This is a genomic window from Phyllobacterium zundukense, from assembly GCF_002764115.1.
GTDB classification, from domain to species: domain Bacteria; phylum Pseudomonadota; class Alphaproteobacteria; order Rhizobiales; family Rhizobiaceae; genus Phyllobacterium; species Phyllobacterium zundukense.
In genome coordinates, this window is sequence record NZ_CP017940.1 from 3,201,061 (window position 1) to 3,214,627 (window position 13,567).

Sequence of the window (13,567 nt, forward strand, 5' to 3'; positions counted from 1 at the left end):
CTTGATGGAAAGAATGACCTAATGTGCAATGCGCGGTCTGCCCGAAGCGGTGGCTATGAGCACGGCCTCGATGAATTTGCGCTGATCTTCGACGGTTGCAGCACTGATGTCTCGGGCGATGGTAATCTGGGCTTCGTCGGTTCCAGCCTCCAGCGCCAATAACCCGGCCTGCTGCTTCAGGACACTTTCCGCAAAGGCGATCGATTCCTCTTCGATCTGGAAATCCCTGACCACCTCGCCTGCCATGACACGGAACAAACCCTCTACGGGCTGGCTGATATGCGCCTCGACCGACACACGCACCTGCCCGACAACCGCGCCCAAAGCATTGGCAACATCGGTATCGACCGGAACGATGCATTCGGTGCCGAGCATGTCGCCGACTGCCGGATAATAGACTGGCGCCGACGCGCCCAGTCCGATCACTGGCCGGTCTATATCGAGCCGAACGCCGGCAATCCCGCTTTTGCCTGAAAGAGCCTGTTGCACCAGCGAGCTCGCCACAGTCTCCGGCCCTTCCAGCCCGTCCTCGGCAAAGACCGTTTCGAGAACCACTTCGGATGAACGCCGGATCAGCGCGTCAAAGGTACGGTGGGAAACTTCCTCCGGTGTGTCGCAGAGCGGGCGTCCGGCGCCATCCTTGCGCCGTGCATAGAGAACGGCGCCGTAGCGCGCCGCTTCCGCGTTCCAGTTGTTCTGTAGGCCAAGTACATGACAGGCATCCGACGGCGTAAAGCCCGAAAGATGAACCAGCCCCCGCGCCACAAGCCGGTTGATGGTTGCCGCCTGCGAGACAGAATTCAACAGCCGGTCAAGCGGCCGTGGCTCGACGGTGACGCGTTCATAAAGTTCAGCCTCGCCTTTGCTCAATCCTGATGCCATCTGTGCCGGAACGCCGGTCAGAAGCGCAAACCGTCCGTCGAGCCGCCCGGCATTGGCAGCTTTTACCTGACGCGCCAGATGATCGATGACTGCCGCACCATGATTGGTTGCAAGCAGGGACAGCGGCACAAGCCGCCTCGGTCCGAGCTTGATGCTTGGCGCCATGGCATTGTCGTCGAGCGATACTTCCGAGTCGCCGCCGAGGCCGAAGGTGCGCATGGCCACCGCTTCCACCATGGTGCGGAAGCCCCCGACGGTCGCACCGTTGGGATCGAGGCGCGGACGGCCCTTGTCCAGAACCGCGACGTCGGTCGTCGTGCCGCCAATATCCGAGACGATCGCATTATCAAGGCCCGTCATATGTCTGGCACCGACAAGACTAGCCGCCGGTCCCGAGAGTATCGTCTCGATCGGCCGGTGCCGGGCAAATGCCGCTGAGACAAGCGCGCCATCGCCCCGCACCACCATCAGCGGCGCATGGATGCCGCGCCGGTCGAGAAAGCCTTCCGTTGCAGCCACGAGCCGGTCGATCATGGCAATGAGCCGGGCATTGAGCACGGTGGTCAGGGCGCGGCGCGGGCCATTCAGCTTGGCCGATAATTCATGACTGCAGGTGACAGGAAGTCTGGTTTCCTTGCGCACGAGGTCGCGGATAGCGATTTCATGCTCCGGATTGCGCACGGCAAAATAGGCGCAAACGGCAAAGCCGGTGACGTCCTGCTGCAAGCGTGGCAAGGCTTCGATCAAGGCTGCCGGATCGAACGGCTGCGCGCGGCCATAGACATCGTGCCCGCCTGGAATGAACACCACCGGGTCCGAGCCCAGAGCGGTTCCAAGATCGGCCTTTTCCAGATCGGCTTTGGAGAAACCGACCATGACGAGCGCGATGCGACCACCGTGCCCCTCCACGAGCGCGTTGGTGGCAAGCGTCGTCGACATCGAAACAAGCCTGATGTCTGCTGGACGCACGGATGCTTCCGTAACGATACGCTCAACCGCGCCCGAAATGCCGACGCTCAGATCATGCCGGGTGGTGAGAGCCTTGGCCTTGGCGATGACACCGCGTTGCTCGGACCACAGGACTGCGTCCGTATAGGTGCCGCCCGTATCGATGCCGAGGAAGATCGCCTGTTCAATTGTGGATTCAGCCATGATGCCCTGCCCTATTTGCAGGCAGGGTTAGCGCATGACAGACGCGGCGGCTAGCGCCATTCCGACCATTTGCTGCCGCAGCCGCATTAGACCAGCAACCAGGCTCAATCTTCCCCATCGACGACGCGCAGGCGCAATTGGCCTGTCGCTGACGCAGCAGTACGGGCGGAATCTGCGTCTTTTACGACATCGCCGACCGGAGCCTCGGCAAATTCCAGAGCCTCGATCTTCTGGCCGCGCTTGGTTACCTTGCTGGAAGAGACGAGGATGTCGTCGATATCCTTGTTGGCCTGGCCGAAATGCGTCTGCAGGCGGCGAACCCGATCGTCGAGGCGGCCCACATCTTCCATCAGCCGGATGACCTCGCCCTGGATCAGATGCGCCTGTTCGCGCATACGCACATCCTTGAGCACGGCCTGAATGACTTGAATGGACAGCATCAGCAGCGATGGCGAAACGATGACGATGCGCGAGCGATGCGCCTTCTGCACCACGCCCTCGAAATTCTCATGGATTTCGGCGAAGATCGATTCGGACGGCACGAAAAGAAATGCCGTGTCCTGGGTTTCACCATTGATCAGGTATTTTTCCGCCACATCGCGAATGTGGATTTCCACATCGCGGCGGAACTGCGCGAGCGCCATTTTCTTGGCTTCCGGGCTTTCGGACGCGCGAATGGCGTTCCACGCCTCCAGCGGGAACTTTGCATCGATGACGAGATTAGGGGCGCCGTTCGGCATCCGCACGACACAGTCGGGGCGGCTGCCGTTGGAAAGCGTAGCCTGGAACTCATAGGCGCCCTGCGGCAGGCCATCGGCGACGATCGCCTCCATCCGCGCCTGACCGAAGGCACCGCGCGTCTGCTTGTTGGCAAGGATCGCCTGCAGTTGCACCACCTGTCCGGCGAGTGCCTGGATATTGTTCTGCGCGGTGTCGATGACAGCCAGCCGTTCCTGCAGTTTCGCCAGGTTTTCGTGCGTCGACTGCGTCTGTTCGGTCATCGTCTGGCCGATACGGCTGGTCATTCCGTCGAGCCGTTCGCGGATCGACTGATTGAGCTCGGCCTGGCGCGAGCCGAACAGCTCGGCCATAGTCTGCATGCGACCTTGCATTTCCGACTGGCTCTTCAGAATTTCGCCCATGCGCGCTTCCGCATCGCGTGCCCGGTCTTCGGCCTGTATTTCGGCGACGAGCCGCATGCGTGCCGAACGCCACACGGCGATGACAGCGAAAACCACGACGAGCGCGGTGATTGCCGCGGCTGCAAGAAGGGCTGCGCCGACAGAGACGGTGCTGGCGCCGAGCTGAAATAGCGTTTGATCGAGCGAAATTGACGTCTCCATAATGCGCAGACTAACCGATTCGGAGCGCAAATGTGAGATCAAAACGAGAACATTTTCACAAATGACTTTAACCTCGGATTGACGGCTCAAAGGTGAGATATTAGGTGATGCTCATGTCTATCAAACCGCTTGTTATTCTTCCCGATCCGCTGTTGCGCCAGGTTTCAAAACCTGTGGAGCGCTTTGACGCCGATTTGCGCAAGTTTTCGACCGATATGCTCGATACCATGTATGATGCGCCCGGCATCGGCCTTGCCGCCATTCAGGTCGGCGAACCATTGCGCATGCTGGTGATCGACCTTTCCAAGGAAGATGAGCCGAGAGCTCCTCAGATTTTCATCAATCCGCAGGTATTGGCTTCTAGCGATGACCGTAACATCTACGAGGAAGGCTGCCTCTCGATTCCGGACTACTATGCGGAGGTCGAGCGTCCGGCGACCGTGCGCGTGTCCTATTTTGATATCGAAGGAAAACAGCAGGAAGTAGCGGCCGATGGACTGCTTGCAACCTGCCTGCAGCATGAGATCGATCACCTCAACGGCGTTCTCTTCATCGACCACATATCGCGGTTGAAGCGCGAGATGGTGGTCAAGAAATTCAAGAAACTCGCCAAGGACCGTCCGCCGAGCCGGCTGGCGGTGTGAGCCGATGAGCTTGCGCATCATCTTCATGGGAACGCCGGATTTTTCAGTGCCCATCCTCAATGCCTTAATCGGCCAGGGTCACGAAATCGTCGCCGTCTATAGCCAGCCACCACGTCCCGCAGGCCGCCGGGGGCTGGAACTGACGCCCTCGCCCGTGCAGCGCAACGCCGAACAATTCGGTATCGAGGTGCGCACGCCAAAGAGCCTCAAGGGCGAAGACGAGCAGCAGGCATTTCGCGATCTCCAGGCCGATGTCGCTGTCGTCGTCGCCTATGGACTGATTCTGCCTCCTGCAATTCTCGAGGGCACACGGCTTGGCTGCTATAACGGGCACGCTTCGCTACTGCCGCGCTGGCGCGGCGCCGCACCGATCCAGCGCGCGATCATGGCGGGCGATGTCGAAACCGGCATCATGATCATGAAAATGGACGAGGGTCTTGATACCGGTCCGGTCGCCATGGCCGAAAAGATCAAGATCACGGCCGACATGACCGCCGGCGAACTGCATGACCAGCTCAGCATGGCTGGCGCCGATCTGATGGTGCGCGCGATGGCAGCGCTGGAGCGCGACAGCCTGACGCTGACGCCGCAAGCCGAGGAAGGCGTCACCTATGCCTCGAAAATCACCAAGGTAGAGACTCGTATCGACTGGACGCTACCCGCCATCGATGTTCACAACCGAATTCGTGGCCTCGCGCCGTTCCCCGGAACCTGGTGCGAGATGGAAATCGGCGAAAATCTGGAACGTGTGAAGCTGCTGCGCTCGATCCTGGCAACCGGTGTTGGGGAACCTGGTACGGTGCTCGACGACGATTTGCGTATCGCCTGCGGTGAAGGTGCAGTGCGCCTGCGCTCGCTTCAGCGTGCTGGCGGCAAGGTCATGGACGGGCAGGAATTCCAGCGCGGCGCCAAGATCGCGCAGGGGATGCGGCTGCCATGAATGGCATCACCGTCCGTGCGGCGCATTCCGACGATTACCCGTTCATTTCTGACATCCTGGTAACGGCTTTCGCGGGAACCGATGAAGCGAATCTCGTTCGCCGCCTGCGGCACGACAATGATGTCGTGCTCGAACTGGTGGCCCTGAACGACAAGGTCATCATCGGACACATCCTGTTTTCGCGACTGAAGCTGGCCGGAGCAGAGGATTTCGATGCCGTTGCGCTTGCTCCACTAGCGGTTGCGCCTGCCCATCAGGGAAAGGGCGCTGGAAGCAAACTGGTGCGAATAGCGCATGAACACCTGGCTGCCGCTGGCGAGACCCTGTCGATTGTCCTGGGCGAACCTGAATATTACGGGCGCTTCGGCTACGAGCACCAAAGGGCGGCGGGTTTCGAGAGCCCTTATCAAGGCGACTATCTCCAAGCCTATGCTTTTGGCGATGCGCCGTCATCCGGGACACTGATCTATGCTCCAGCCTTTGGAGCGCTTTAGTGCCGCGCTACAAACTGACCATTGAGTATGACGGCACTCCCTATGCGGGCTGGCAGCGGCAGGAAAACGGTCACACCGTCCAGGCGGCCATCGAGCAGGCCATCTTCAAATTCTGCGGCGAAACGATCTCTCTTGGCGCAGCAGGACGCACCGATTCCGGCGTGCACGCGACTGCGCAGGTCGCCCACGTGGATTTGACGAAGGACTGGAGCAGTTCAAAGGTGCGCGAAGCGCTGAACGCACATCTGGTCATCGCCGGAGAAACCGTCGGCATCATCAATGTCGAGCTGGTCGGCGGCAATTTCGATGCGCGGTTTTCGGCGACGGGCCGGCACTATCTCTACCGTATCATCAATCGCCGGCCTCCCGCCCCGCTGGAAGCGCATCGCGCCTGGTGGGTGAAGAAGCCGCTCGACGCGGACGCCATGCACGACGCGGCGCAGCGGCTCATCGGCACGCATGACTTCACCACGTTCCGGGCAACGCAGTGCCAGTCGAAAAGCCCGGTCAAAACACTCGATCATTTAAGCGTTTCGCGTAATGGCGAAATCATCGAAATCAGAGCGTCTGCCCGGTCCTTCCTGCACAACCAGATCCGTTCCTTTGCCGGAACGCTTAATGAAGTCGGTTGCGGCCGCTGGGACGCCGATGATGTCACGGCAGCGCTTGCCGCGCGCGATCGCAAGGCCTGCGGCCCCGTCGCACCGCCCTACGGCCTGTATCTCATTGGCGTGGATTATCCGATCACCACAGGGTCTGGCAGGGCGATGCCCAGCACGCCCTGAAGCAGGACCATCAGGAATAGCGATCCGGCAACAAGGGCAACAAAGAACGCTGCTGTGTAAGTATGCGATTTCTTCAGCGCTACGTGAGTCAGCCGGTAGGTCAGGAACATGATGGCCCCATAGAGCAGGAGGCCGAATCCGGTGGCCAGGCCCGGCCAATTCGGCAGCAAGACCCGCGCCAGCGTCGCAGGCACCATCAGCCAGGCGGCGATTGCTGTTCCCCAATTGCTGGCGACCACATAAGGACTGAAACGCTTGGCTATGCCGAGTTGCCGGGCGCTGAAAGCCAAGACGACCAACGGCAGGACCCAAGCGGCAAGATCGACGAACGCCACCCTGCCCATGATGGAAAAGCGGTTTCCCGTTTCCGGGCGCAGCGCAATCATGTCATTGGCGAAGATAATCCAGCCGAGGACCAGCGGCGGCAATGAAATCGTGATGGCATGGAACGACTGCCAGAATCCGTCTTCGGAAAAATCCAGCAGATCGAGGCCGTCGGCATGACCATTCATCATCCGCCAGGCGCCCCACAGATACCGTTGAATTTCATCAAAATCCGGCATTATCACTCATGTTCGTTTACGCAAAGAAGTCGGCGATAAAGCGTTCATAGATCTGGGTCAGCGTTTCAAGATCCGCAAGCGCCACCCGCTCATCAACCATATGCATCGTCTTGCCCACAAGACCAAACTCGACCACCGGGCAATAATCCTTGATGAAGCGGGCATCCGAGGTGCCGCCAGAGGTCGAAAGCTGTGGCCGGTTGCCGGTTACAGCTTCGACGGACGATGTCAGCGTCCCAATCAGCTTCTCGTCATGGGTAAAAAATACATGGCTTGGCCGGTGGCGCCAGATCAGTTCGTAGTTCACAGGTGTTTTCTTGCCCGGGCGCAGTTTGCTGCGTCCGGACGCCTTGTCGAGGCGGTTGTGGATCTCCGCCATCAGCGTTTCATCGGTCCACGTGTCATTGTAGCGAATGTTGAATATCGCCGTTGCCTTGGCCGGGAGGACATTCACCGCTGTATTGCCGACGTCGATGGTGGTGATTTCCAGATTGCTTGCCTGAAAGTCCTTTGTCCCTTCGTCAAATACGGGATAGAGCAGGCTGTCCACCAGCGTTACCAGGCCGCGCACCGGATTGTCGGCAAGATGCGGATAGGCGGCATGACCCTGCACGCCATTGACGACAATCGTACCAGACAGTGAGCCCCTCCGGCCGATCTTGATCATGTCGCCGAGCTTGTCCGGATTTGTCGGCTCACCAACGATGGCGGCATCCCAGCTTTCGCCCTTCGCCTTGGCCCATTCCAGCAGCTTGCCTGTCCCATTGATGGACGGGCCTTCCTCGTCACCGGTGATCAGGAACGAAATCGAACCCTTGAGCTCGCCATTCTTGTCAAGGTAGCGAGCCACGGCGGCGGCAAAACAGGCAATGCCGCCCTTCATGTCGACGGCACCGCGCCCATACATCTCGCCATTGTGGATGGCAGCAGAGAACGGGGGATAGGTCCATGCTGCCTCATCGCCCACGGGCACGACATCCGTATGACCTGCAAACATCAGGTGCGGTCCGTTGCCGGAACGCCGCGCATAGAGGTTCTCGACATCGGACGTGCCATCCTCGCTGAAGACCGGCCTTTCCACGGAAAAGCCGAGCGGCGAAAGCATAGCCTGAAGCGCTGTCAGGGCACCGCCTTCGACAGGCGTCACCGACGGGCAAGCAATGAGTTTGGCGAGGTTCTGAACAGGATCGGTCGATGATTTCATGTCCAAAGCGATAATAGAAAAGCATGATCCTGTCACGCACTGGATCGCAATTGCCGCATCTGTTTTAATGCGTGCTCAGCGTCAGTCAGGGGCCAGTACCATGATCTCAGACGATAGCCGGATTGTCATTGCCGGTGCCGGTTCGATTGGTTGTTATGTCGGCGGATGTCTTGCGGCGGCAGGCAGGGATGTGATCTTCCTGGTCAGACCACGTGTTGAGGCCGCGCTCCGGCAAAATGGCCTTAAGATCGTCGATCTGGATGGAACGGAGAAACTGGTTCCGCCGGAGCGGTTGGCGCTCGCAGTCGACCCGGCCGCGGCTTTCGAGCAGGCAGACATCATTCTCGTTGCCGTCAAGAGCGGTGCGACGGAAGAGATCGCCAAGCTGATCGCCCGGCATGCGCCGTCAACGGCAATCGTTATAAGCCTGCAAAACGGCATCAACAACGCGAGGGTCCTGCACCGAAATCTGCCGACTGGCTTCACTGTGATTTCCGGTATGGTGCCATTCAACGTCGTTCAGTCCGAAACGGATGGCGCAGCGCTGATCGTAAGGCGGACGACCGAAGGCACCGTTCTTATCGACGATAAGCCGGGGGACCTTGCCGATGAACTTTCCGTGCAAGGCCTCGACGTTCGCCACAGTCCGGACATGCAGGGCGTGCTGTGGGGCAAACTGTTGATGAATCTTAACAATGCAGCCAACGCCTTGTCGAATCTGCCTCTTGCCAAGCAGCTTGCTGATCGAAACTGGCGGCTCCTTCTGGCCGATCAAATGATCGAGGGCCTGAACGTCATGAAAGCGCATGGCATCGTGCCATCAAAGATTCAGGGCGTGTCGCCCGGGCTGCTTCCCTGGATCCTGCGCCTGCCCAACTTTCTTTTCCGCATTGTCGCGAAGAAGATGCTCAATATCGATCCTCGCGCCCGTTCTTCCATGTGGGAGGACCTTTCACGTGGCCGCCCAACGGAAATCGACTATCTTCAGGGTGAAATCGTTCGATTGGCGGGCGAGAAAAATGTCGCGATACCCCTCACGCAGAAGGTTGTCGGCTGCGTGAAGCAGGCGGAGGGAAAGCCGCTCCGAAGCCATTCGGTTGAGGAGATTCGGACGGCACGAGCCTGAAAACGTGCCGGAGAGGGCGAGACGACCCTCTCCGATCCACTAAAATCAGTCGCGCAGCAGCTCGTTGATAGACGTCTTTGAGCGTGTCTTTTCGTCGACGCGCTTGACGATCACCGCGCAGTAAAGGCCCGGGCCCGGCTCGCCGTTGGGGAAAGGCTTGCCCGGCAATGTACCGGCAACCACCACTGAATAGGGCGGCACTTCGCCGTAAAAAATTTCGCCGGTCGCACGGTCAACGATCTTAGTCGATTTACCGATGAATACACCCATGCCAAGGACAGCGCCTTCGCGAACGATGCATCCCTCGACCACTTCCGAACGCGCACCGATGAAGCAATTGTCTTCGATGATCGTAGGCCCCGCCTGCATCGGCTCCAGAACGCCGCCGATGCCGACGCCGCCAGAAAGATGCACATGCTTGCCGATCTGGGCACACGAACCCACGCCCGCCCAGGTATCGACCATCGTACCCTCGCCGACATAGGCGCCGAGATTAACGAAGGACGGCATCAGAATCACACCCGGTGCGATATAGGCCGAGCGGCGGACGATGGCGTTCGGGACAGTGCGGATTCCTGCCTTGGCAAATTCTGTCGCGCCCCAGCCATCGAACTTCGAGGGCACCTTGTCCCACCAGGCTGCGCCGCCCGGACCGCCCTCAATAATGCCCATTGGATTGAGACGAAACGACAGGAGAACAGCCTTTTTCAGCCACTGATTGGTTTTCCAGACCCCATCTGCCTGCTTCTCGGCAACACGTACGGTACCGCTGTCGAGCAACAGCAGCGACGTTTCGACGGCTTCGCGAATTTCGCCGCGCGTTTCGGTGCTGATTGCATCGCGCTCATCGAAGGCCTTGTCGATCGTCTTTTCGAGACTGGTCAGATCGGGCTTGGACATTTTGAGGTCACTCCATTACACGGGCGGTTAAGAACAATGGCCTAGTAAGTTAAGTCTGGGAGAGGGTCAATCTCGGCATTACCATGTTAGATGGTGATTGGAATTTTATGTCTGTAAGCGTCATACGCGTCCGCAGAAGGAGTAGAACAATTGAATACCGATGAAAAAAATAGCTGGACGCCGTTTTCCCACTCCTCAGAAGCGGTGCGCCGTGTAGAGACAGCGCCTGACACGCCGCAAACCCAATCGGCTACCTACCGGCTGGCCTTCGCCGATCCTGAATTCATGACGCGCCGCGACTTGCGTGCCGTTCGACTGCAGTTGGAATTGCTGAAGCCTGAGATGGCGCTCGCTGAACGCGGCATCCGTTCCACCGTTGTCCTGTTCGGCGGCGCGCGTATCCCCGAGCCGGGGGGTGCTGCCTGGGCCGCCAAGAACGAGACGCAGAAAAAAAACCTCGAAGCCAATTCGCGTTATTACGCCGAAGCGCGCAAATTCGCGCAGCTTTGCTCCATCTACTCCTCCACAACCTATAATCGCGAGTTCGTGGTCGTAACCGGCGGCGGTCCAGGCGTGATGGAAGCGGGCAATCGCGGCGCCGCGGATGTTGGCGCTCCGACGATCGGCCTCAATATTGTTTTACCGCACGAACAGGCACCCAATGCCTATGTCACGCCGGAGCTTTGCTTCAATTTCCACTATTTTGCCATCCGCAAAATGCATTTCCTGATGCGTGCCAAAGCCATGGCAATCTTTCCGGGCGGCTTCGGTACGATGGATGAGACGTTCGAGGCGCTGACGCTCATCCAAACGGGACGGATGGAGCGCATTCCCTTCCTGCTGTTTGGCAAATCGTTCTGGGAAAAGGCCATCAATTTCGATTTCCTCGCCGAACAGGGTGTCATCTCGCCGTCAGATCGCGAATTGATTACCTTTGTCGACAAAGCCGAGGAAGCCTGGGAGGTTATCCGAACCTTCTACGACCTGGAGTAACCGTATCAGACGGTCTCGCTCATCAGCTTCGGCAAAATGGAATTGAGGAACGAGGCAAGGTCGTCGGTAACATAATCGACATGGTCGGTATTGCCGGGATCGCGCTCCCAGATTTCCGAGAATGTCGGCTCGAAATTGTGCGGGACGATCAGGACCGTGGTCATACCCAAGGCCTTCGGCTCGACGAGATTGCGCGCCAGATCCTCGAACATGACGCTCGCGGCCGGATCGATCTTGTGCAGATCAAGGAACCGGTCATAGGCCGCACGGGCGGGCTTTGGGTTCAGTGCCGCCGCTCTGATGTCGAAAATATCGTCGAACTGCTCGAGAACGCCAAGCTGACCGGCCGCACGCTCGGCATGGCCGCGATCGCCATTGGTGAAGATGAACTTGCGGCCGGGCAGTTGCTTGATGGCTGTGGACAATGAAGGGTCTGGTACGAGCCAGGAATAATCGATGTCGTGGACCTTCTGCAGAAAATCGTCCGGATCGATATCGTAGCGGTCCATCAGACCTTTGAGGGTCGTGCCATAATCCTTGTAGAACCGCTTCTGGAGTTCGCGCGCATCCGCATGGGAAAGCTTCAGGAGATCGGCAACATACCCCGTCATTTTCACATCGATCTGGGAAAACAGATTGGAATGATGCGGATAAAGGGTATTGTCGAGATCGAAGACCCAATCAGTCACATGGGCAAAATTCAAGGGATCCGGTTTATTTGTCATACGCGACTCAGGTTCCGCCGTTTTACAAGAAGCCGAAACAGACACAAGGCATTCTGTTTCACTCCCGAATCAATAGACGAAAAAAGTCTGAACTACGACCGTTTTTAATTTTTCTGCTAACAGCCGCTTCATTAATTCGTCGTAGTACCTAAGAAGGGCTTCAGGTCGCCAGTTCATGAATAGAATTCTCCTCAAATGCGCGATGGTCATGGTCATTTCAGTGGCGTGTTCCCTGTTGATCACGGGAATCATGATGACTGCCAACGACATGCACGACCCGAGGGGATATGTCATCGCCACCGTTTGTCCCCTGCTGATCTCCCCGGCCATCTCCTTCCTGGTTTTCCGCCAGGCCGAGAAGCTGCGGCTGACGCTTGAGACCCTCAACAGGGTTATGCAGGAGCTGGAGATCACCAACGCCAAACTGTATGAGAAATCGTCACGCGACAGCATGACGGGACTGCTCAATCGCGAGACGTTCTTCAACTATGTGGACCGGGTGCGCGCGCAACAGGCAGGTTCCCTCCTGATCATCGACGCCGACCATTTCAAGAAGATCAACGACATGCACGGTCACTACAACGGCGATGGTGCCTTGATGGCCATCGCGCAATGTATCAGCGGCTGTATCGGGCAGGCTGACAGTATAGGACGTATCGGCGGCGAGGAATTCGCCGTTTATCTCGCGACGGACAACGAGAACCAGGTTAAGTCCATTGCCGAGACCATCCGCTCCAAAGTAAACGACATCGAATTCCGGACACCGGAAAACGAACGTGTACCGCTCAGTGTCAGTATTGGCGGTATCGTTGGCGTATCGAGCGGCGACATAGCCGATTATTTCCAGATCGCTGACCGCCGGCTTTATGAGGCCAAGCGCAACGGCCGCAACTGTGTGTGCATTCAGTCCAAGATGAAGAATGCGGCCTGAAATTGCGGCAACCGGCTGCTGACAGCCGGTTGCGTGCGCGGCATCATACGGTCGCGGGATCCATCGGCTCCGCATCTTTCCAGCGTGCAATCAGCTTCGGCATATCGGCCTTTTCGAAGGCATCTCTGAGCGCCGCAAATGATGGCAAAACAAAATAGGCCCGCTGGAACTTGTCGATTTCATAGGCGGTGTGCATTACCGTTTCCAGATCGAACGGCACATGGTGCGCGTCGGGACTGGTTACCGCAAACTGCAATTCGGTGAACGATGACATGAGGCCAGCGCCAAACGCCTTGAGCAGCTCGCCTTCCTCCTGCATCAACCCGAATTCCGCTGTGTACCAGTAAAGCCGGGCCGCCAACTGCTCGCCGCCCATGCGTGAAGCGGCACCGCCCTTCTCACCGTAAAGTTGCATGAAATCCGCAAAGACCGGCTGGCTCAGGATGGGAACATGGCCAAAGAAGTCGTGGAACATGTCGGGCTCGACGATGTAGTCGAGTTCTTTCTTGCTGCGCAGCCAGTTGGTCACCGGAAAGCGCCGGTTGGCAAGATGATCGAAAAACGGCTCGTTCGGGATCAGGCCCGGCACGGCGACAATCTCCCAGCCGGTCAATTTGCGCAGCCGCTCGCTGACCTCATGGAAATCCGGAATGCGATCCAGAAGACCGAGCGCGTCCACGCCGTCGAGATAACTGTGATGGGCAAGCTTCGACGTCAATTTCGTCTGGCGATCGCAGAGGGTGCGCCATACTTCCTGGTCCTCATCCGAATAGTCGTATTGCTGCTCGACGGTGAAATCCGCATGGCAAACGGCGTAGTTGCCACGCAATCCCTGCTCGGCGCATTCGCGGGCATAGGCTTCAACGCTGATCGTCATGGTATCCT

At 58.4% G+C, this 13,567-nt stretch carries 14 protein-coding genes; 7 read left to right on the forward strand and 7 right to left on the reverse strand.

The features are described 5' to 3' along the window. Positions 1-18 precede the first annotated feature (18 nt). Positions 19-2,034: a hydantoinase/oxoprolinase N-terminal domain-containing protein gene (locus BLM14_RS16060; protein ID WP_100000316.1), complete on the reverse strand. Its 2,016-nt coding sequence runs from the start codon at positions 2,032-2,034 to the stop codon at positions 19-21. 104 nt (positions 2,035-2,138) lie between these two features. Further along, positions 2,139-3,377: a DNA recombination protein RmuC gene (locus BLM14_RS16065; protein ID WP_100001394.1), complete on the reverse strand. Its 1,239-nt coding sequence runs from the start codon at positions 3,375-3,377 to the stop codon at positions 2,139-2,141. 113 nt (positions 3,378-3,490) lie between these two features. On the opposite strand from BLM14_RS16065, the gene def reads away from it, so the two are divergent. From def to truA, 4 genes are read left to right on the forward strand one after another with little or no spacing between them, the layout of a single operon-like run. Beyond that, positions 3,491-4,021, forward strand: coding sequence for a peptide deformylase (gene def, locus BLM14_RS16070; protein ID WP_100001396.1), 531 nt, complete (start codon positions 3,491-3,493; stop codon positions 4,019-4,021). 10 nt (positions 4,022-4,031) lie between these two features. Next, the gene (gene fmt / locus BLM14_RS16075; protein WP_100001398.1) at positions 4,032-4,961 is read left to right on the forward strand and encodes a methionyl-tRNA formyltransferase; all 930 of its coding nucleotides are present in this window, start codon (positions 4,032-4,034) and stop codon (positions 4,959-4,961) included. Continuing rightward, positions 4,958-5,455: a GNAT family N-acetyltransferase gene (locus tag BLM14_RS16080; protein ID WP_100000317.1), complete on the forward strand. Its 498-nt coding sequence runs from the start codon at positions 4,958-4,960 to the stop codon at positions 5,453-5,455. Before fmt ends, BLM14_RS16080 begins: the two co-directional genes overlap by 4 nt. Then, entirely contained in the window at positions 5,455-6,240 is a 786-nt protein-coding gene (truA, locus tag BLM14_RS16085; protein ID WP_100000318.1) for a tRNA pseudouridine(38-40) synthase TruA, read from the forward strand. The genes BLM14_RS16080 and truA overlap by 1 nt, the downstream gene beginning before the upstream one ends. Here truA and BLM14_RS16090 read toward each other — a convergent pair. Further along, positions 6,192-6,803: a hypothetical protein gene (locus BLM14_RS16090; protein WP_100000319.1), complete on the reverse strand. Its 612-nt coding sequence runs from the start codon at positions 6,801-6,803 to the stop codon at positions 6,192-6,194. The two genes, truA and BLM14_RS16090, sit on opposite strands and share 49 nt — an antisense overlap. Before the next feature lie 16 nt (positions 6,804-6,819). Next, the gene (gene dapE, locus BLM14_RS16095) at positions 6,820-8,007 is read right to left on the reverse strand and encodes a succinyl-diaminopimelate desuccinylase (RefSeq protein ID WP_100000320.1); all 1,188 of its coding nucleotides are present in this window, start codon (positions 8,005-8,007) and stop codon (positions 6,820-6,822) included. A 100-nt stretch (positions 8,008-8,107) separates the two neighbouring features. Here dapE and BLM14_RS16100 point away from each other — a divergent pair, with 100 nt between their 5' ends. Continuing rightward, the gene (locus tag BLM14_RS16100) at positions 8,108-9,133 is read left to right on the forward strand and encodes a 2-dehydropantoate 2-reductase (protein WP_100001400.1); all 1,026 of its coding nucleotides are present in this window, start codon (positions 8,108-8,110) and stop codon (positions 9,131-9,133) included. Between the two features lie 45 nt (positions 9,134-9,178). Here BLM14_RS16100 and dapD read toward each other — a convergent pair whose 3' ends face one another. Further along, positions 9,179-10,033, reverse strand: a complete 855-nt coding sequence (gene dapD, locus BLM14_RS16105) for a 2,3,4,5-tetrahydropyridine-2,6-dicarboxylate N-succinyltransferase (protein WP_100000321.1) — start codon at positions 10,031-10,033, stop codon at positions 9,179-9,181. Positions 10,034-10,183: 150 nt separating this feature from the next. Between dapD and BLM14_RS16110 the strand changes: the two genes are divergently transcribed. After that, positions 10,184-11,026, forward strand: coding sequence for an LOG family protein (locus tag BLM14_RS16110; protein WP_100000322.1), 843 nt, complete (start codon positions 10,184-10,186; stop codon positions 11,024-11,026). Between the two features lie 5 nt (positions 11,027-11,031). Here the strand turns inward: BLM14_RS16110 and BLM14_RS16115 are convergent, their stop codons facing one another. Continuing rightward, positions 11,032-11,751, reverse strand: coding sequence for a pyrimidine 5'-nucleotidase (locus tag BLM14_RS16115; RefSeq protein WP_100000323.1), 720 nt, complete (start codon positions 11,749-11,751; stop codon positions 11,032-11,034). A gap of 175 nt (positions 11,752-11,926) precedes the next feature. On the opposite strand from BLM14_RS16115, the gene BLM14_RS16120 reads away from it, so the two are divergent. Then, positions 11,927-12,682, forward strand: a complete 756-nt coding sequence (locus tag BLM14_RS16120; protein ID WP_100000324.1) for a GGDEF domain-containing protein — start codon at positions 11,927-11,929, stop codon at positions 12,680-12,682. A gap of 43 nt (positions 12,683-12,725) precedes the next feature. On the opposite strand, the gene phhA is transcribed toward BLM14_RS16120, so the two are convergent. Further along, the gene (gene phhA / locus BLM14_RS16125) at positions 12,726-13,559 is read right to left on the reverse strand and encodes a phenylalanine 4-monooxygenase (RefSeq protein ID WP_100000325.1); all 834 of its coding nucleotides are present in this window, start codon (positions 13,557-13,559) and stop codon (positions 12,726-12,728) included. Between the last annotated feature and the right edge of the window lie 8 nt (positions 13,560-13,567).

Excerpts from the sequence above, each read along its gene's own strand:
- BLM14_RS16060 (WP_100000316.1), bottom strand. The coding sequence starts at position 2,034 with ATGGCTGAATCCACAATTGAACAGGCGATCTTCCTCGGCATCGATACG.
- BLM14_RS16065 (WP_100001394.1), bottom strand. The coding sequence starts at position 3,377 with ATGGAGACGTCAATTTCGCTCGATCAAACGCTATTTCAGCTCGGCGCC.
- def (WP_100001396.1), top strand. The coding sequence starts at position 3,491 with ATGTCTATCAAACCGCTTGTTATTCTTCCCGATCCGCTGTTGCGCCAG.
- BLM14_RS16080 (WP_100000317.1), top strand. The coding sequence starts at position 4,958 with ATGAATGGCATCACCGTCCGTGCGGCGCATTCCGACGATTACCCGTTC.
- BLM14_RS16090 (WP_100000319.1), bottom strand. The coding sequence starts at position 6,803 with ATGCCGGATTTTGATGAAATTCAACGGTATCTGTGGGGCGCCTGGCGG.
- dapE (WP_100000320.1), bottom strand. The coding sequence starts at position 8,007 with ATGAAATCATCGACCGATCCTGTTCAGAACCTCGCCAAACTCATTGCT.
- BLM14_RS16100 (WP_100001400.1), top strand. The coding sequence starts at position 8,108 with ATGATCTCAGACGATAGCCGGATTGTCATTGCCGGTGCCGGTTCGATT.
- dapD (WP_100000321.1), bottom strand. The coding sequence starts at position 10,033 with ATGTCCAAGCCCGATCTGACCAGTCTCGAAAAGACGATCGACAAGGCC.
- BLM14_RS16115 (WP_100000323.1), bottom strand. The coding sequence starts at position 11,751 with ATGACAAATAAACCGGATCCCTTGAATTTTGCCCATGTGACTGATTGG.
- BLM14_RS16120 (WP_100000324.1), top strand. The coding sequence starts at position 11,927 with ATGAATAGAATTCTCCTCAAATGCGCGATGGTCATGGTCATTTCAGTG.
- phhA (WP_100000325.1), bottom strand. The coding sequence starts at position 13,559 with ATGACGATCAGCGTTGAAGCCTATGCCCGCGAATGCGCCGAGCAGGGA.